Source organism: Nocardiopsis nanhaiensis (assembly GCF_054778635.1).
The window spans coordinates 14,268-31,690 of sequence record NZ_BAAGZJ010000088.1 but is presented as its reverse complement, the minus strand read 5'-3'; the positions used below and the strand labels follow the sequence as shown (position 1 = coordinate 31,690).

General features: G+C 66.0%; 19 protein-coding genes. 7 read left to right on the top strand and 12 right to left on the bottom strand.

The genetic code is table 11. The features are described from left to right. Positions 1-448 precede the first annotated feature (448 nt). Both ACYVD1_RS29105 and ACYVD1_RS29100 read right to left on the bottom strand, forming a co-directional pair. A complete protein-coding gene (locus tag ACYVD1_RS29105; RefSeq protein WP_460777706.1) occupies positions 449-1,243 on the bottom strand; it encodes a VOC family protein in 795 nt (264 codons plus the stop codon). Between the two features lie 168 nt (positions 1,244-1,411). Next, positions 1,412-2,212: a VOC family protein gene (locus tag ACYVD1_RS29100; protein WP_460777705.1), complete on the bottom strand. Its 801-nt coding sequence runs from the start codon at positions 2,210-2,212 to the stop codon at positions 1,412-1,414. Positions 2,213-2,372: 160 nt separating this feature from the next. On the opposite strand from ACYVD1_RS29100, the gene ACYVD1_RS29095 reads away from it, so the two are divergent. The 3 genes from ACYVD1_RS29095 to ACYVD1_RS29085 all read left to right on the top strand — a co-directional run bounded on the left by ACYVD1_RS29095 (position 2,373) and on the right by ACYVD1_RS29085 (position 5,360). Next, the gene (locus ACYVD1_RS29095) at positions 2,373-3,299 is read left to right on the top strand and encodes a PfkB family carbohydrate kinase (RefSeq protein WP_460777704.1); all 927 of its coding nucleotides are present in this window, start codon (positions 2,373-2,375) and stop codon (positions 3,297-3,299) included. Positions 3,300-3,402: 103 nt separating this feature from the next. Next, positions 3,403-3,834, top strand: a complete 432-nt coding sequence (locus ACYVD1_RS29090) for a DUF5946 family protein (RefSeq protein ID WP_460777703.1) — start codon at positions 3,403-3,405, stop codon at positions 3,832-3,834. Between the two features lie 146 nt (positions 3,835-3,980). Further along, entirely contained in the window at positions 3,981-5,360 is a 1,380-nt protein-coding gene (locus ACYVD1_RS29085; RefSeq protein ID WP_460777702.1) for an alpha/beta hydrolase domain-containing protein, read from the top strand. A 191-nt stretch (positions 5,361-5,551) separates the two neighbouring features. Here ACYVD1_RS29085 and ACYVD1_RS29080 read toward each other — a convergent pair whose 3' ends face one another. The 4 genes from ACYVD1_RS29080 to ACYVD1_RS29065 form a co-directional block, all read right to left on the bottom strand. Further along, positions 5,552-6,037 (bottom strand): hypothetical protein, encoded by a 486-nt coding sequence (locus ACYVD1_RS29080; protein WP_460777701.1) that lies wholly within the window; start codon positions 6,035-6,037, stop codon positions 5,552-5,554. Further along, the gene (locus tag ACYVD1_RS29075; protein ID WP_460777700.1) at positions 6,034-6,363 is read right to left on the bottom strand and encodes a plasmid mobilization protein; all 330 of its coding nucleotides are present in this window, start codon (positions 6,361-6,363) and stop codon (positions 6,034-6,036) included. Before ACYVD1_RS29075 ends, ACYVD1_RS29080 begins: the two co-directional genes overlap by 4 nt. A 142-nt stretch (positions 6,364-6,505) precedes the next feature. After that, on the bottom strand, positions 6,506-6,754 hold the full coding sequence (locus ACYVD1_RS29070; RefSeq protein ID WP_460777710.1) for a type II toxin-antitoxin system RelE family toxin: 249 nt from the start codon (positions 6,752-6,754) through the stop codon (positions 6,506-6,508). 29 nt (positions 6,755-6,783) lie between these two features. After that, positions 6,784-7,062, bottom strand: a complete 279-nt coding sequence (locus ACYVD1_RS29065) for an antitoxin of toxin-antitoxin stability system (RefSeq protein ID WP_460777699.1) — start codon at positions 7,060-7,062, stop codon at positions 6,784-6,786. A 1,018-nt stretch (positions 7,063-8,080) separates the two neighbouring features. On the opposite strand from ACYVD1_RS29065, the gene ACYVD1_RS29060 reads away from it, so the two are divergent. Further along, positions 8,081-9,121, top strand: coding sequence for a hypothetical protein (locus tag ACYVD1_RS29060; RefSeq protein ID WP_460777698.1), 1,041 nt, complete (start codon positions 8,081-8,083; stop codon positions 9,119-9,121). A gap of 48 nt (positions 9,122-9,169) precedes the next feature. Beyond that, on the top strand, positions 9,170-9,961 hold the full coding sequence (locus ACYVD1_RS29055) for a DUF6414 family protein (RefSeq protein ID WP_460777697.1): 792 nt from the start codon (positions 9,170-9,172) through the stop codon (positions 9,959-9,961). Positions 9,962-10,099: 138 nt separating this feature from the next. On the opposite strand, the gene ACYVD1_RS29050 is transcribed toward ACYVD1_RS29055, so the two are convergent. Next, entirely contained in the window at positions 10,100-10,351 is a 252-nt protein-coding gene (locus ACYVD1_RS29050; RefSeq protein ID WP_460777696.1) for a Smr/MutS family protein, read from the bottom strand. After that, positions 10,288-11,301, bottom strand: a complete 1,014-nt coding sequence (locus ACYVD1_RS29045; RefSeq protein WP_460777695.1) for a hypothetical protein — start codon at positions 11,299-11,301, stop codon at positions 10,288-10,290. Before ACYVD1_RS29045 ends, ACYVD1_RS29050 begins: the two co-directional genes overlap by 64 nt. A 102-nt stretch (positions 11,302-11,403) precedes the next feature. On the opposite strand from ACYVD1_RS29045, the gene ACYVD1_RS29040 reads away from it, so the two are divergent. Next, positions 11,404-12,030 (top strand): MerR family transcriptional regulator, encoded by a 627-nt coding sequence (locus tag ACYVD1_RS29040; RefSeq protein WP_460777694.1) that lies wholly within the window; start codon positions 11,404-11,406, stop codon positions 12,028-12,030. A 31-nt stretch (positions 12,031-12,061) separates the two neighbouring features. On the opposite strand, the gene ACYVD1_RS29035 is transcribed toward ACYVD1_RS29040, so the two are convergent. From ACYVD1_RS29035 to ACYVD1_RS29020, 4 genes are all read right to left on the bottom strand, one after another. Further along, the gene (locus ACYVD1_RS29035) at positions 12,062-12,463 is read right to left on the bottom strand and encodes a GNAT family N-acetyltransferase (RefSeq protein ID WP_460777709.1); all 402 of its coding nucleotides are present in this window, start codon (positions 12,461-12,463) and stop codon (positions 12,062-12,064) included. Between the two features lie 47 nt (positions 12,464-12,510). Next, the gene (locus ACYVD1_RS29030) at positions 12,511-13,323 is read right to left on the bottom strand and encodes a class I SAM-dependent methyltransferase (protein WP_460777708.1); all 813 of its coding nucleotides are present in this window, start codon (positions 13,321-13,323) and stop codon (positions 12,511-12,513) included. 63 nt (positions 13,324-13,386) lie between these two features. Continuing rightward, entirely contained in the window at positions 13,387-14,235 is an 849-nt protein-coding gene (locus ACYVD1_RS29025) for an SURF1 family cytochrome oxidase biogenesis protein (protein WP_460777693.1), read from the bottom strand. A gap of 127 nt (positions 14,236-14,362) precedes the next feature. Further along, positions 14,363-15,454 carry a chaplin family protein gene (locus ACYVD1_RS29020; protein WP_460777692.1) on the bottom strand — a complete coding sequence of 364 codons (1,092 nt, stop codon included), beginning with the start codon at positions 15,452-15,454 and terminating at the stop codon, positions 14,363-14,365. Positions 15,455-16,303: 849 nt separating this feature from the next. Between ACYVD1_RS29020 and ACYVD1_RS29015 the strand changes: the two genes are divergently transcribed. Beyond that, the gene (locus tag ACYVD1_RS29015) at positions 16,304-17,404 is read left to right on the top strand and encodes a CapA family protein (protein WP_460777691.1); all 1,101 of its coding nucleotides are present in this window, start codon (positions 16,304-16,306) and stop codon (positions 17,402-17,404) included. The last annotated feature ends 19 nt before the right edge of the window (positions 17,405-17,423 follow it).

Genomic DNA, 17,423 nt, shown 5'->3' with positions numbered 1-17,423 from the left:
TCACTGCGCATCTCTCAGTCGACAGCCGAACCCGGGCGGGCCCCCGCTGTGCGATGCTGCCGAGCTTGCGAGGCAGCGCACAGCAGGGGAACTCCTTCTTCGGCCTTGTGCCAGCACCACTGGATACTCCCACCCGTCGCCCGCCACCAACCCTCAACGGACGCCTACGGCGCAGCACCCCCCGATCGTCGCCCGCCACCAACCCTCAACGGACGCCTACGGCGCAGCACCCCCCGTTCGTCGCCCGCCACCAACCCTCAACGGACGCCTACGCGCAGCACCCCCGTTCGTCGCCCGCCACCAACCCTCAACGGACGCCTACGGCGCAGCACCCCCGTTCGTCGCCCGCCACCAACCCTCAACGGACGCCTACGGCGCAGCACCTTCGCGACGGGCAGCATCCACCGAACACGCCCTAGCGGGGGCGACCGGCACCGACCCGGGATGCCTAACCCGGATCCGGTGTGAGCAGGACGAACCCGGCGGAGAAGGGGTCGGAGCACACCGCCATCCGACCCACACCGGGTGCGTCCTCGGGTCCCATGTACACCTGGCCGCCCCCGGCCTTCACCCCCGCGACGGCGGCGTCGCAGTCGGCGACGTGGAACACCGGGTGCCAGTCACCCCGGCCACCGGTCTGCGGCAGCTGCGCGGGATCCATGCCCATGATCCCGCCGAAGTACCGGTCGTCCCCCAGCCCGGCCGGGCAGATCGTGGAGTAGACACCTCCGCCCCCGGGCAGTTCGACGTCTTCGAATTCCCAGCTGAACAGGCCCTCGTAGAAGTCCTTGGCCCCCTGTTGGGAGGGCGTCCACAGTTCGACCCACATGAGGGTGTCCGGTTCGTCCGCGCGCCCCATACCCGGCATGGCATAGGCCTCCCAGAGCGAGACCGCCCCGCCCTGCGGGTCCGCCAATGTGGCCATACGCCCCAGATCCATGACGTCCAAGGGCTCGACGAGGACGGTGGCCCCGAGTTCTCGGGCCCGCTGGACCGAGGCGTCCACGTCGAGGGTGTTGAAGTAGATGGACCAGGCGACCGGGGCATCCTCCGCCATCTTCGGGCCGAGACCACCGATCAGCTCCCCCTCGGACTTCAGCAGCATGTACCCGCCGGTTTCGGGCCCGGCCGACACCGCCTCCCAGCCGAACACCTTCGCGTAGAACCCGACCGCCGCGTCCACGTCGGAGGTGGTGAGCTCGATCCAGCAGGGCGAACCGATAACGTAGTCGGTAGTGATCACGATGCCTCCCGTGGTGACTCCACACGAGTGTGCGCCCCGTCACTGACATTCCGGGGATCGCTCCGGCAAAAACTCGATAATCCTCGTCCCGAACGCCGTCGGCCGTACCGGAGCGGTAGACCCGGCCAGCTCGACGGGCAGGCCCGGGCTAGCGCGGAACAGGACGGTTCAACCCCGGCCGGTCACCGGGTCGAGCAGGACGAACGCCGCGGAGAAGGGGTCGGAGCACACTGCCATTCGACCCACGCCGTCCGCGTTCTCGGGCCCCATGTGTACATGGCCACCGGCCTCTTTGACCTTGTAGGCGGACAGGTCGCAGTCGGTCACCTGGAACACCGGGTGCCAGTCCGCCCCGCCCTCGGTCTGGGGCAGCTGTGTCGGCTCCATCTCCATCAGACCGCCGCAATACCGGTCGTCCCCCAGCCCAGCCGGACGGAACATCGAGTAGACACCTCCGCCCTCGGACAGTTCGACATCGTTGAACTCCCAGCCGAACAGGCCGGCGTAGAAATCCTTGGCGCCCTGTGCTGAGGATGTCCACAGCTCCATCCAGCAGAGGCTGTTCGGCCGGTCCGTGGCCTGGAGGCTGGAGAAGCTCCCCGGCTGCCAGAGCGCGAACCAGCCGCCCTGCGGATCGGTCACGTGGGCCAGCCGTCCCAGCTCGAACACGTCCGTCGGCTGCACCTCGACCCTTCCGCCCAGGTCGTGCGCACGAACGACGGCGGCGTCGAGATCGGGGACCCAGAAGAAGGGTGTCCACTCAGGGAGCTCGTCTTCGTCGAAGAGCGTGCCGACCCCGGCCGCGAACGCCCCGTCCGACACCATGACCTGGTAGTTGCCGGTCCGGGCGCCCCCGGACACGGGCACCCAGCCGAACACGTTTCCGTAGAAGTCGAGCGCGGCCCCAGCATCCGAAGCCCCCAGTTCGAGCCAGCAGGGTGACCCAGTGACGAAGTCCGTTGTGATCATGTCGCCTCCCAATCGCCATCCTCCTTCGAGTCTGGGTCCCAGCGCCGGAAGCGGGAGGGAGCGTCGCGGCAAAGTCTCGACATTGACCCCGCGCACCCGGTGCGGCGGTTGCGGGATGATCCGGTGGCGGAACTGGAAGCATCCAACGAAGGGACCAGCTGTGACCGGACACCTCCACCATGTGGGACCGGTGATCATCGACATCGTGATGGCGGTCGACAACCTTCCTGAGCAGGGCGGCGGCACGTTCGCCAGCTCCGCCCGTACCCTGCCCGGCGGCGGATTCAACGTGATCGCCGCCGCGGCCCGAGTCGGCGCGAACGTGGTCTACGGAGGGGCGCACGGGACCGGACCCCACGGTGACCTCGTCCGGGCCGCGCTGCGCGCCGAAGGCGTGGGAGTCGCGCACCCGCCCAGACCCGAGGACACCGGTTTCTGCGTGGCCCTGGTCGACGCCACCGCCGAACGGACCTTCGTCACCCGCCTGGGCGCCGAGATGGACCTGCCGTTGGAAGACCTTCGCACCCTGCACCCAGGCGCCGGGGACTCCGTCTACACGGTGGGCTACTCGCTCTTGGCGGGCCCACGCGCCGAACAACTGGTCACCTGGATCCGCGAACTCCCGCTCGAAGTGCGGCTGGTCCTGGACCCCGCACCGGTCGTGGGAAACATCCCCGACGAGACCCTCGCATCGGTACTGGCCCGCGTCGACGTCCTGAGTCTCAGCGCAGCCGAGGCCGCCACCGTCACCGGCGCCGGGGAACCCGAGCGCGCCGCCGCACTCCTGGTCGGACGGATCCGCCCGACCGGGGTGGTCGTCCTCCGCGACGCCGCCAAGGGCTGTGTGGTGGCCACCGCCGATTCCGCTCCCCAACGGGTTCCGGGTTTCGCCGTGGACGCGGTCGACACCAACGGCGCGGGCGACACCCACGTGGGAGTCTTCACTTCGGCCCTGGCATCGGACCTGCCCGTCCTGGAGGCCGCCCGCCGAGCCAACGCGGCCTCCGCGATCGCCGTCACCCGCCGCGGCCCGGCCACGTCACCCACCTCGGCGGAGCTGGAGGCCTTTCTCGAGAGGCGCGGCTGAATACCGTTGTCGCCGCCCCACCGTCCATTGCGCGCGGAAGCTATCGACGTGAGCGCCGGGAAACGTGTGGACCGGCCGAGCTCCGGCACGAGAGGATCCCGGCATGGACACGTGCCCAGAGTGCGGAGCGCACAGCGCCACGCCCTGCAAGGAATTGTTCCACCGGCTGCTGGCCCTGGACCACTCCCGGCAGGAGCCGTGGGGCCCGCTACACGGGGTGGCCGTCGCCTGCTACCGCCTCCAGCACCCGTCCGGGCTGCCCCAGGGCGGGCACATCTTTCCGTTGGAGCTCCTGCGTGTCCACGTCGAGAACGGGGCCGAGGCCTCCCGAAGGCTGACCGAGCGTTCCCGCCGTGCCAACTCCCATCGTGTCCGCGACCGGGAGCAGGCCGCCCCCGCTTCCAGCCCGGAAGCCCCCGAGGGGTTCAGGTTCACCATCGCCGAGACCTCCGAGGACGGCGGGTTCCCCGCCGAGGGCCATCCCGAGCGCGTCCGCGCCTGGGCAGAGAGCACCTTGGCCGCTTGGCACGACTGAGCTAGGGCGCGGCGACGTGTCGGCACCGGCCATCCGTGGTTCCACCGGTTCTCCTCCGCTGAGGGAAAGCGGGCCCGGGGACTCCTTGTGGCGCAGAGTGACCCGACCTAGCATTCCCGCAACACCGGGCTACCCCAGAGGTGAACGTGCGGATACCCCCCAGATCCCCCCTTCGTTTCGGCGCGGCCCTGCTCGGGTCAACCGTCGCCCTCGGCCTACTCGGAGCGCTGCCGGCCCAAGCCGAACCCGTGGACGGTCCGGCCGCCACCGTCTCCGGCCCGCTCCCCGTCACCACCGACTCCTACCCCTTTTTGTCCGCCGACGGTCCCGAGATCCCTCCGATCGATGAGGGTGAACCCATCAAGGTCGACCTCGACGCGTACGACTACGTCGAGGAGGAGTTCCTTCTCGAGGGCACCGCCGAACACCCCGACGCCGGAACCGCCCCCTACCTCACCCGGATGGTCGTCCGACGTCCGGCACAGGCCGACGACTTCAGCGGCAGCACCTTCCTGGAGTGGAACAACGTCAGTTTCGGCCACGACATCGAGATCGACTGGTTCCTGTCCCACGACTACTTCATGGATGAGGGACACGTCTGGGTGGGGCTCTCCGCCCAACGGGTCGGGGTCGACGCCCTCCGCGCCTGGGACCCCGAACGCTACGGTGACCTGACCGTCGGGGGTGCGGACCTGCTCGACGCCCCGGCGTTCGACATCTTCTCCCAGTCCGCGAGGGCCCTCCGCTCACCTCTGGGCGTCGACCCGCTGCCCGGCTTCGACGTCGGCACGATCATCGCCACCGGGCACTCCCAGTCAGCCCGTTACCTGGCCGAGTACCACAACCGGTTCCACCCCCGCCACGAGGCCGTCGACGCGTTCATGATCCACGGCGCCCCCACGGCGTTGGACGAGAGCGCCACACCGGTCATGCGGCTCATGGCGGAGACCGACGTCCGGGCCAGGGCGGAGAGCCAGGAGCCTGACTCGGAGCACTTCCGCCGTTGGGAGGTCGCCGGAACCGCCCACGTCGGCCACACCGAGTACCTCACCTTCGCCCCGCTCATCGCCCGGGAGAACCCGGCGACCGAACCGCAGCAGTGCGACATGCCGCCGTTCAGCCGGGTTCCGTTCCACTACGTGCTGAACGCGGCCTACGGCCACACGATCGACTGGGTCGAGGAGGGTACTGCACCGCCGACGGCGCCGCGCCTGGAGTGGGACGACGCCACGACGGCCAGCCGTGACGACCACGACAACCAACTCGGCGGGATCAGGCTGGTGGAACACGAGGTCGCCAACGCGCTCAACCACGGCGACAACACCGGCGACCCGTTCTGTGTCCTGTTGGGTGCCCACATCCCCTTCGAGGACGAGATCCTGCGGGGGCTGTACCCGCGCCGGGGAGGGTACGCCGCCCAGGTGCTCGAGACCGTGAACGAGGCTCAGCACAGCGGCTACATCCGGCACGAGGACGCGCACGAGTCACGCACCACCATGCTGGAGGCCAGCTACCCCTGGTGGTAACCCGTACAGTCGCTTGGTCGTGCCCCCGGGAGAGGACTTCCGGGGGCACAGTCAACCGGGGCTGGGGGCAGTTCCGTCACCGTGGTGTCCGCCGGGAGGCCGCGAGATCCGCTCTGACTCGGGGAACTCCTGCGCTCCGTGGTTCGGGCCCGTCCCGCGGCCCAGGGTCACCGGCCTCAGTGCCGAAGGGCTCAAACCGTGACCAGGTGTACGTCGTCGGTACCGATCGCGTCCACGTAGGCGGCGATGTCCTTGGGGTCGCTCGTAAACACCACGGCGCTACGGTGCTTCACGGCCGTCCACGCGACGAGGGCGTCCACCGCGTCCGGGCGCTTCTTCGCGGGAAGTACCACCACGTCCAACATCGCACCGATGCGTCGCCAGTCGATGATGTCCGGAGCGGCCGCACACGCGATGCACTCTGGCTGCCCCGCGACCGTGGGCCGCAAAGCAGCAGGAGACGACCGGGCTTGGGGAACCGTGCACTCCTTCAGGACCGCGCTCATGGCGTGCACGGTCGCCGGATCCGGACGCCATACCTGACCCAGGACAGGACCGGGGACCACGGGACGGTGCGGAGACCGTGCGAGCCCTCGGTGCATCTCAACCGCCTTGGACTTGCGCGCTGCCAAAGCGATGAGCATCCCCGTGTCGTAGACGGGTACGCGGGCGCTCACGCCACCTCGCCCCGGTTCCGGGCGTGGGCTTCCCCTGCCCCGTAGACCTGACTCATGGCCTCGTCGACCTCCCGGCGTTCATCCGCGCTCAGAGAGTCATCGGCGGCTTCGTCGACAGGCCCGCAGTCCTCGGCTCGCCCTTCGGCCTCAGCGATCAGTGCGTCGACACCCGCGAACTCCGCCTCCGCCGCCTCAGCCTCGACCATCTGGCGGATCGCTGCGTTGACCAGGTAGGACGAAACGTCCATCCCCGCGCGGTCCGCGTGCGACCTGACGCGTTCGGCCTCGTCCGGATCAAGACTGATACTGATGCGCACCTTCGCCATACCGCCATCGTAATACGAGTATTACGCCAAGTCCAGCAAGCACCGCCAAGAACCAGACCACGTGCCCGCGGAGCGTCAGTGTTTGAAGTGCACGAATAGGCGACCGAAGTACTTTGGTGCGTACACTTACGGGAGGCTGAACCTAGAGTTTGCGGCATACCTCGCGCCGATGGGCGACACGCAGGGCCACGACGAAAAGTCGGCCATCATCGACCGAGTAGACCACCCTGTAGTCGCCCACCCGGATACGCCAGAGTCCCGTGTGACCGCTGAGCTGGCGGCATCCGTCTGGACGAGGTTCCTCAGCCAGGGCCATAACAGCCGAGTACACGCGGCGAGCTAGGGGTTTGTCCAGCTTACCGAGCTCCTTTCCGGCCCGACTGTCAAACACCACCTCGTAGGTACGCGACCGCCCATCCGTCACAGGCCGAGCTCCTTGGCCACATCCTCGGCGGACACGACCTCGGCGTCACCGGCCCGGATCTCCTCCAGTCTCTGCTGTGCGACCGCACCGTCCTGCTGATCGAGTAGCTCCTCGTAGGCCTCGACCAGCTCGATCGGGACGATGGCGGCCACACGCTCGTGCTTGCGACCCCTGGTCACGTAGGTGATCTCATCGCCGAAGGCAGCCCTGTTCACACGCTGGGAGAAGTGGTCACGGGCGTCCGCGACGGACAGCTCCATGGGCTCAGTACTCATGCCTCCATTATGCGCCAAGTTGGCCAAGTTGGCCACCTTCGCGCGCATCAGTGACGAAAATGCACGAAAAGGCGACCAAGACTCTTCCAACGACAACACTTCTGTCAACAGCGAGACCGAGCCATGGGGGCTCATACCGCGGCCAGGTGCACGTCGTCAGTACCGATCACGTTCACGTAGGCGGCGATGTCCCCTGGATCACTGGTGAACACCACGGCGCTACGGTGCTTCACATCCGGCCGAGGACGGGTGCAGCGACCATAGGGCGTTTCAGAGACCGCGTGAGCCCCCGGTGTATCTGAACCGATTTGGCCTTGCGTGGTACCAGGGCGATGAGCATTCCCGTGTCATAGAGCAGGGGCACGGGCACTCACATCACCTCTCCCTGATGAGACTCAGGGCCTCCCGACGCCGTATACCATGCGCATCGCCTCACCCACCTCACGGTGCTCGTCCGTGCTCAAGGACTCCCCGCCGCCTCGTCCACGGACCTGTAGTACTCGGCCTGCCCTTCAGCGTCTGCGATCAGCGCAACTAGACCCGCGAACTGCGCTTCGGCCGCCTCTAAAGCGAGCCCACACAGCAGGCAAGTGTGCGACCGCCCGCGTGGCCGCCCTCCCCGTTCGCCGCGCCATCCCGGAGACTCCAGCAGTCCCCTCTATTTCGGATGAGAACAATCTCGGAAACGGCGACCCACGGATAAGACCACCCACAAACGCGCCCAATACCTATATTTCCAGCGAATCCGGCAAACCATGGCAATAATTATCAATTCTTGACAGAGCCACCACTGCCGCAGACTGCCCGTCACTCACTGGTAACGGAATCCACACATCCCACTCGCCGAAACCAATATTTCGTTCACCAAGAAGATAGGAGGAGCTACTCTCAGCAATCGACCTCGGAACGCCGAAGACCAAAATAACTGGACGCTACTGCAAGATCCAGGTTTCGAGTTTCCCCAAGCCAGGCAGGGGAATCTGACAACACGAAGGCACTCGGATGGAGAGGGTGAGGGTTGAGCGAGTACTGCCACTTCGGCGAATGCGAGAGGCAATCGCACCCGAATGCCACCTGCCCGAAACACACCAAGAAGATGAAAGAGGATCTGAACCTCCTCTTCACCTTGATGGTCGAACTTGAAGACTTCGTCCCCTACCAGTCACAGTACGGTCCGCCATACGACTCACAGGCCCACTCAGGCTACATGCAAGGGCCTCGACTGGAATACCTCGAGTTCGAGACAGCCGCCCGAGAGATATTTCGCTCGTGGAGGCATTACACCTCCAGCGCCGCCAACCGCAACTGGAGCCCGCAGGCGATGAAGTCATGGACAGAGGCGCACTTTCACGAGATCACCGAATCCTACGGAGTTAGAAACTTCATGTGGGACATCCAGTCTCTCTCCTCTGACGCTGACTTTCTTTTGGGACCCAAGGAACCCATGAAGTTCGCAGGGGTCTGCGCCTGTGGAGAAACATGCTACGCATCACGTTCGAGCGGAACTGCTCGGTGCAAGTCTTGCGATAATTTATTCCACATCGAAGAGAACGTTTCCACTCTACTTAAGAACGTGCGAAATATCCCGATGACGACCCGAGAACTGTCCGTCGTACTCCACAGTCAGGACATGAGAGTCAGTCCACGCCAGATCATCTGGTGGTCAAAAAGTGGCAGGATTCCCACTCATTCACTCCTGCCAACAGGTAAGCACAGGTATCTTTTCGGACATCTCTACGACTTGGCTGTCGCCAAGAAAAACCACAGGTCGCCCATTTTTCTGGCCGAACCACAAGAAAAGGTGTATTCCATGGACGAGTTCTTGAGCTGCAGCGAAGTGCGGGAATTCACTTCCAAGAAGATTTCCAAGCTCTTCAAGCTCAAAGAAGCAGACCTCAATTGTTACGAGGACACCCGCGATGGCGACCGAATGCGAGCCATCCTCAAGCACGAAACGCCCAAAAAGGAGGTGTTTGTAACGACTGTGGTACACACTGAAATCGGATTCAAGATCACAAAGATCTCACGCAAGTCACCGCGAACCAGGACTAAGAGCTAGGCAACGATGAAAACTGCAATCCAACTTCCCGAATAAGGAGACTGGAAAATGAACGAATTCCTCTATCTCAACTCCCCTCTCTGCGAGCAGTTCCTCGCCCAGATTGAGAACGGCCTCTACGACGGAGAGAGCGAGCGGGAAGTCAAAGGCAGGGAATTCAAGGGAGAAGCAAATGTAGATGTTCCCTTCCTCAAGGGTGGAGGGGGTGCAAGCGACTCCAGGGAGACGGAGGTATCCAGGACCCGAAGGCAGACCCCGGAAAGCCGGTTCAACCGGCTGGAGGCCGCCGCAAAAGACTCTAATGATAACAGTTTCTCGGACATCTCCGAGCACTCCTCCCGTCTTTACGGAAAACTGCGATCCAAGCAACTGGTGTCTGCGGACTGTTACCTGGACATTCCACCGATTGGCCAAGCGCTCTCGCAGATCGATGAGATCAAGGGGTTCTTCGACCTAATGAAGACCTTTGCTCCCGAAAGCATCAACAAGGATGATGAAGCATCCATCACTGGTATGAGCAAGCTCTCTAAAACCATGGGGGGAAAGCTAGTCTGTACAGGCGAGGTCGGGGATCACAACCCCAAGCTTGTCTTCAAGTTGGGTCGAGAGCACATGCGCGTCGATATTCCCGACCTTGAGGGTGATGTGACCGTGTTCGGCAAGGTTCAGCGAAAGTGGCCCGAAGGAGAGAACTTTCCTTTGATCAGCGTCCCTGGACTGGACATGGTCAACCGGAGGGGCCGTCGGTCCATAATAGCGAACTGCAAGAACGAGGACAACGATGGAATGGTCATCGAGGGACCTGGGGTAACCCTGAGCGTGGTAGCCATTTATCGCTGACCAGAAACTTATAGGCTGCCTCCACACGTGTGCGGAGGCAGCCTAGTCGTTCTTGCGTTCCGAGCCAAGCATCAACACAGCTTTGCATATGAGAAGGAAATTCTCCGCAGATGATTGGGGCTCTAAACCACGCCATGCTCAGTGTTTGAAGTGCACGAATAGGCGACCGAAGTTCTTGGAATCCTTCTCAACCCGGTGGTAGCGCGCCTTGACGTCCTTGCGGTCGAGGAAGCGCAGCACCCGCTTCTTCAGCTGGCCGGAGCCCTTGCCCGGGATGATCTCCACGGTCTTGGCCTTCTTCTTCTCGGCCTCGTCCATGATGTCGTTCAAGGCCTGGTCGATGCTCCGCCCCTTGTTGAAGATGTCGTGTAGATCGAGCTTGAGCCGCACTCTTCCTCCTCATCCGGTTGTCCGGATGATACGCGCAGGGCCCACAGCAGCCCCAGTGCGGTGAGCACCGCGAGCGCCCCCGCGGCGGCGAGGGTGAGCGGGTCGGGGGCGATCACGGACTGGCCGCGCAGAGCCTGCCACACGGCGAGCACCGTCAGTCCCGTGTACGCGGCGCCGACAACTGCCACGAGGCGGCGGCGCGTGTCGTCGTGGCGCAGACGGGGCAGCCGGTTCGAGAGGGCGACCAGCACCAGGGCGAGCAGGACCATGACCTGGAGTCCGTGGATGCCGACGAAGTGGCCGACCCGCAGGTCGCCGCCGACCGTGCTCCAACCCACCAGGGGGAGCCCGGGGGCCCCGTCCGCAAGGCCGACCGTATGCGCGCCGATGACGTCTGGAGCACCTTCGGAGAACTCGTCGATCTGGGCGGGGGTGGGGCGGGTCATAAGGGGGCCGACGGCCATACCGAGGAGGGCGATGGCCACACCGATCCGGATCGCCCAGCTGGTGGAGCGTTCCCTGATGCGCTGGAACATGAGCAGCACCCCGATGACGAAGGTCGCCCCCCACAGGACGGTGATCATCGCGCCCATGACCGCGTAGAGGGCTGCGTTGAGCGGGGTCGAACTGTTGAAGTGGCTCATCTCGCCCCGGACGACCTGGGTGATGATCACGCCCATTTCGGCCACGGCCACCGCGGCGATGACTGTTCCGAGCCACCAGGCCAACCGCCGCCAGCGGGTGACCAGGGACAGCAGCCAGGCGAGGGTGACGTTGTAGATGACGAGGGAGAGTGCGAACTTGGCCGGCTTCAGCCAGGCCGCCTCACCGTTGATGACGCGGTCGTCGACGGCGACACCGGCGACGCTCACGGCGAGGAGGAGCGCACAGAGGTAGGCGGTCGCCATGAGCGGGCGGTGCCAGTCGTAGGCGGCCCGGAGGGATAACATGAGAGCTCCTCACATGGATACATACACTATCCATTACGGATAACTCAACTATCCATAAATTGCACGGCGGAAGCAAGGGGCATCCGCAAGCGAAGGGACGGCATGCGCATATCGGAACTGAGCGAGCACTCAGGGGTCTCCGTACCGACCATCAAGTACTACGTACGGGAGGGACTCCTCCACCGGGGCGAACTCACCAGCCCCAACCAGGCCCGGTACGACGAGAGCCACCTGCGGCGGCTGCGGCTCGTGGGCGCCCTCACCGAGGTCGGGGGCCTGCCCGTCGCGACCGTCCGAACACTGCTGGCCTCCATCGACTCGGGCGACACCTCACCCCACCGCCTGATGGGCCACACCCTCAAGAGCATCTACGCCAATGACGCCGTCGACCGACCCGCCCCGTCCGGCAGCGATCTGAGCATCGTCGACGCCCTCGTCGAACGCCGCGGCTGGTACGTACACGCCGACTCACCCATGCGCGCGGCGCTCGCCCACCTCCTCGCCGCCTACCGCGCCGTGGGGCACGAGCCGGACCCGGACCTGCTCGACGGCTATGCGCGCTCAGCTGAGGCGGCCGCCGCCGTCGACCTCGACGCCGTCGGGGGCATCACCGAAATCGACGAACTCTTGGAGACCGCCGTCGTGGGCACCGTCCTGGGCGACCAGCTCCTCGCGCTCCTACGCCGTTTGGCACAGGCCAGCGAGTCCCACCGCCGCCAGGGACCGTGACCCGGACCGGCTTCCATGACCGCACCCGTCGTCAGAGCCGCATCTCGAAACACATCCGGTCCACTCCTGGGCCGTCGTAGTCCGAGTGCGGACCGGACACGGTGAACCCGATGGACCGGTGGAAGGCGATCGAGCGCTCGTTGCCCGGAGAGGTAACCGCCCGCACCACTGAGCAGCCCCGCTCGCGCGCCGACTCCGTGAAGCGCCGGTACAGCTCGCGGCCCAGCCCGGAACCGCGCTGCTCGGGCGCCACCGCCATGACGTGCACGTAGGCCTCGCCAGGCAGGGACTGCGAGGGGAAACCCACCAGAAAACCGGCCAGCTGGCCGTCGGCCTCAGCAACGAGGCTGGTGCCGTGGAAGTGGTCCAAGAAGAGCCGGGGAATCAGATGCGTGACCGGTCTGCCCCACCACTCGTCGCAGACCGCCCGCATCCGCACGTGGTCCTCCGGGACCGCGGCCCTCAGCCGCACCCCGGCGGCTACTCCGGTTTGGCCGCTTGGAAGATCGCCGTCCCGGGAATCATCCTGCCCCGTACCGGCCCCCATCCGCCCCACACCTGATCATTCTCCTCTGGCCACTCCGGCTCCACCAGGTCCCGCGGCACCAGACCGGCCGCGACGATCCCGCGCAGCCAGTCTCCCAGGGTGTGGTGGTGCTCAACGTAGATCGCCCGGCCCTCGTCGTCCTCCTCCACGTAGGCCCGGCGGTCGAAGTAGGACTGCCGCACCTTCAGTCCGTGTTCGGTGGGGTCGTCCGGGAAGCACCACCGGATCGGATGGGTCACGGAGAACACGAACCGCCCTCCGGGTTTGAGTACACGCGCGGCCTCGGCCAGGGCGGCCTCGGCGGCGGGCACGAACGGGAACGCGCCGAAAGCGGAGAAGACCACGTCGAAGGCGCGGTCCGCGAAGGGCATCCGCTGGGCGTCGGCCTGGACCGCGGGCAGCCGGTACCCGGTCTGCTCGTCGATGCGCCCGGAGTGCTGGAGCTGGCGCCACGCCAGATCGAAGCCGACGACCTCGCGCACCCCTTCGGCCCGCAGCCACCGACCGCACTGGCCGGCCCCGCAGCCGACCTCCAGAACCCTCTCGCCGCTCACGTCTCCGAGCAGTCGCGCGTCAGCCTCGTCGACGCCCTCGGGCGACCAGATGAAGCCGACATCACCGAGGAAGTCTCCGTGTTCGGCCTGGTAGGCGTCGGCCGCACCGTCCCACCAGTACCGTCCGGCCCGAGCGCTCTCACCGCCGGCCACTGTCCGCCGTTCCACCCGGCCGGGCTCCGGATAATCCATCCCGTCGTACACGCTGCTCCTAGGCTGGGCCGACTTCTGGTCTGATACCGATGGACCACAACTCTAGGCCTGGGTCTGCTGGACCCTCTCTTCGGGCTCTTCGGGCTGTGCGGACCCCCCGGATCGTGCGGGCCCGTCGGAGGGCCCTCCCGCGGCCCCCGGCCCGCCGCCCACACCGGCGTCGCGCAGCTCACGGCGGATCAGGACGACCCAGCCCACGATCGCGACGGCGGTGAACACCCACCACTGCACGGCGTAGGAGGCGCTCATGCCGGTGTCCTCCTCTTGGAGGGCGATCCGCTCCGGCGCCGGGTCGGGCACGGGGTCCTGGTCGGTCAGCTCCACGTACCCTCCGTAGATCGGGTAGGGCAGCTCGTCCGCGAGCATGTCCACGTCGACGAACATGATCTGTCCCTCGGGCATGCCGTCACGGTTGCGAAGTCCGGTGTTCTCCTCGGTCTCGCCGATCTGGAGGCGCCCGGTCACCTCGACCCCGCCCTCGGGCACGGGTGGAGCGTCAGGGGTGTCCTGCGCATTCTCACCGCGCTCGATCCAGCCCCGGTTGACCAGGGTCGCGGTGCCGTCTTCGGTGACCAGCGGGGTGAGGACGTGGAATCCCACTCCCTCGGAACCGTCCCGGTTGCGCAGCAGCACCTCGTTGTCCTGGTCCCAGGTGCCGGTGGCCTCGACCGTGCGCCAGCGGTCGTCTGCGGCGACGTCCTCCCCAACGGAGGCGAGTTCGCCGACGGGGACGGCGTCCGCGGCGACGTTGTCGCGCTGCAGGTTGACCGCCGCGCTGCGCTGCTCGGCCCGGTCCAACTGCCAGAACCCCAGCCAGATGAAGGCGGGCACCAGGATCAGGACCATCGCGTGGAAGGCCATCATGCGTTTGGAGAACAGGACTTTGAGCACGTCTCCGAGGTTATGAGACGTTCCCCCGCGCCCCGCACTGCCCCCGGCTCGGCACCCGTCCCCGGTTCAGGAGTCGAGCAGACGGAAGGGGCCGCCGGGCGACCGGCGACCCCTTATACGGCGGACCTTACGCTTCGTCGGCGGTGACCAGGGAGGCCTTGCGCTTACGGGCGAAGTAGAGAACGGCGCCACCGGCACCGACGGCGGCCAGGGCGGCGGCGACGAGGCCGCTCAGGGCACCACCGGTGACGGCGAGCTGCTCGTCGGCCTGGTCGTTCGGGGCGGGCTTGTCGTCGCCCTTGCCGGAGTCGTCCTCTTCCTTCTTCCCGTCGTCCTTGCCGTTGTCCTTGTCGTCGTCCTTACCGTTGTCCTTGTCGCGGTCCTTGTCCTTGCCGTCGTCCTTGTCCTTGTCCTCGTCCCGGTCCTTGTCGTCGTCCCGGTCCTTGTCGTCGTCCTTGTCTCCGGGGTCCTCGTCGTCGGAGATCTTCTCGACGCAGGAGGCCTCGGCGATCCCGAGAACGGAGACGGCGTTGCCGCAGATGTCGACGGCGGCGTCGACGGGAACGACCACCTGGTTGCCGCTGGCCACACCACCGGAACCGTCGGTGGAGGTGGATGCGGAGTCGGCTTCGTTGTCCGGCGAGGCGTGGATGATGTTGATGATCGTGTTGCACTCGGCGCTGGCGCCGCCCAGGACGGCAACGGAGTTGCCGCAGATGTCGACGGCGGCGTCGACCGGCAGGACGATCTGGTTGCCGCTGGCCACACCACCGGAACCGTCGCTGTAGGTACCGGCGGCGTCGTCGCCCTCCTCCTCCAGGGCATCGACGACCGCGACGCAGTCGGACTCGGAGATCCCAGCGGCGGCAACGGAGTTGCCGCAGGCGTCCACGGCGGCGTCGACCGGCAGGACGATCTGGTTGCCGCTGGCCACACCACCGGAACCGTCGGTGCTGGTTTCGTCGGTGGCGGTGCCCTCGTCACTGCTCTCGTAGAGGACCTCGGACACCTTGGTGCATTCGGCCTTCGAGATGCCGAGGACCGCCAGCGAGTTGCCGCAGAGGTCGGCTTCGATGTCGACGGGAACAACGACCTGATTTCCGCTGCCCACGCCGCCGGACCCGTCTGTCTCGGTATCGGCGAACGCCGCGCTGAACGGCGCGAGCACCAGTCCCGCGGTCAGAGCGGTGGCGAAGGAGTAACGGAGCGTGTTTCGCATAGTGCGGCTTGGACCTTTCAGGAAGACTGCCAGGGGATGCGCTGAGCGGGGCGCGGTACCGCGTGCCGGGACCGGCACCGCCGTCGCGGTCACCCGGGGGCACACGGCGAACGGGCCCGTCCTCGGTAGCACCGGGACGGCGGGGTGACCCGTTTCGACATACAGGGATGGTGGCCGGGCTTTTCGGATCCCGTTCCAATGAGAACCACCAACGGACCGAAACGCTAGCAGCCAATGGGCTCGCGCACGCGTTTTCCACAAATGTTTACTCGCACTATGAACACTCCTTGAACATGTTCAGACACGAAGTGAGATCAATGCAGTTCAAGAGATCTTACTTGAACACACACAGAGAAGGATCAACAACTCTGAGTGATTAATTGGCTCAAAAAAATCCCCCCTCGCTTTCACTACAAACCACTAAGGAACTTCGTAGATTCGTTTCTTCGAACCCCGCAGGTGCCTCATACCTTGCGCCCATATTTGAGCAGTACACACTTTATGACCGACTTGCGAAGGGCGCATCCAGGACATCCACCCGCTGAGGGGCTCCGAGCCAACCCCGAATGCCCACCAGGAGCACCACTTCGGGCAAGAACAACAAAACCGCTGGTCAAGTGCGCGTACCCTCGGTCCAGCGGGTCACCAGCCAGCCAACGCCCCGCCAACGCCGAACAAACGAATCGAGCGACCTCCGGAGGGCATGCGCCCACGGAGAGTAGGAAAGCGGTGACAGGTAGGGGCCTGCCGAGGGCATCCATCCAGTCACGACGGCCAACCGGAGTCAGTGGGACCGCGTCCTACCGGACGGACATGCCCTCTGACTCCCCCGCCCCCACTGGAGCATGCATGCACCCGGAACGTCCGCGCCCACGCCAGCGCAGGTTCGTCGCGGCAGGAGCCGCGACCCTCGCACTCGTCCTCGTCGCCGCCTGTTCCTCGGCAGACGCCCCCGAGCCAGTCGAGGAGGGGGCCGTCGAGCCCCAGGCCTCGTCCGAGCCCGCGGCCGAGCCCTTCACCGTCGCCTTCGGCGGAGACGTGATGTTCGAGGGGATGCTCCTACCCCTCCTCGACGACCCGGCGACCGCGCTCGACCCCATCTCCGACGAGCTCTCTGCGGCCGACCTCTCCATGGTCAACCTGGAGACCGCGGTCACTGAAGGGGGCACGCCCGTTCCCGACAAGGAGTTCGTCTTCCGCGCCCCGTCCAGCGCCTTGGAGGCCCTGGACGCCGCGGGCGTGGACGTCGCCACCGTCGCCAACAACCACGGCATGGACTTCGGTGAAGAAGGGCTGCTCGACACCCTCGACAACGCGGACGCTTCCCCCGTGGCACTCGTGGGCGCGGGCCGGGATATCGACGAGGCCTACGCTCCGCACGTCGCCGAGGTCAACGGGCAGACGGTCGCCATGTTCGGCGCTACCGACGTACTCGATGAACACCTCATCCCCGAGTGGACCGCCGCGGAAGACAAGCCCGGTCTGGCCTCCACCAAGTACGACATGAAAGAGCAGATGCTCGAGGCGGTCTCCGAGGCCGCCGACGAGTACGACAACGTCGTCACCTACCTGCACTGGGGCCTGGAGGGCGCCCACTGTCCGCTCCCGCACGCGCCGGAGCTGGCGGACGAGCTCATCGAAGCGGGGTCCACCGCCGTAGTCGGCGGACACGCGCACGTGCTGTCCCCCGGCGGGTTCCAGGGCGAGGCCTACGTGCACTACGGCCTGAGCAACTTCGTGTTCTACAACTTCGAGGGGCCCACCGCGGAGACCGGCGTGCTCACCCTGACCTTCGACCAGGGCAGCGTCCTCGAGGCCGACTGGGCCCCGGCCCAGATCCAGGGCGGCGTCCCGGTCCCTTACGAGGGCGATGCCGCCGATCAGGCGCACGAGACCTGGGTGGACATGCGCGAGGAGTGCGGCCTGCCGCTCACCGACTCCCCGGCCTGAGCACACGTTCCGAGAACTC

Bases quoted from the DNA above. Each gene is read 5' to 3' on its own strand.
- ACYVD1_RS29040 (WP_460777694.1), top strand. From the start codon at position 11,404: ATGCGCATATCGGAACTGAGCGAGCACTCAGGGGTCTCCGTACCGACC.
- ACYVD1_RS29075 (WP_460777700.1), bottom strand. From the start codon at position 6,363: ATGGCGAAGGTGCGCATCAGTATCAGTCTTGATCCGGACGAGGCCGAA.
- ACYVD1_RS29100 (WP_460777705.1), bottom strand. From the start codon at position 2,212: ATGATCACAACGGACTTCGTCACTGGGTCACCCTGCTGGCTCGAACTG.
- ACYVD1_RS29035 (WP_460777709.1), bottom strand. From the start codon at position 12,463: ATGCGGGCGGTCTGCGACGAGTGGTGGGGCAGACCGGTCACGCATCTG.
- ACYVD1_RS29030 (WP_460777708.1), bottom strand. From the start codon at position 13,323: ATGGATTATCCGGAGCCCGGCCGGGTGGAACGGCGGACAGTGGCCGGC.
- ACYVD1_RS29090 (WP_460777703.1), top strand. From the start codon at position 3,403: ATGGACACGTGCCCAGAGTGCGGAGCGCACAGCGCCACGCCCTGCAAG.
- ACYVD1_RS29045 (WP_460777695.1), bottom strand. From the start codon at position 11,301: ATGTTATCCCTCCGGGCCGCCTACGACTGGCACCGCCCGCTCATGGCG.
- ACYVD1_RS29055 (WP_460777697.1), top strand. From the start codon at position 9,170: ATGAACGAATTCCTCTATCTCAACTCCCCTCTCTGCGAGCAGTTCCTC.
- ACYVD1_RS29015 (WP_460777691.1), top strand. From the start codon at position 16,304: ATGCACCCGGAACGTCCGCGCCCACGCCAGCGCAGGTTCGTCGCGGCA.
- ACYVD1_RS29065 (WP_460777699.1), bottom strand. From the start codon at position 7,062: ATGAGTACTGAGCCCATGGAGCTGTCCGTCGCGGACGCCCGTGACCAC.
- ACYVD1_RS29020 (WP_460777692.1), bottom strand. From the start codon at position 15,454: ATGCGAAACACGCTCCGTTACTCCTTCGCCACCGCTCTGACCGCGGGA.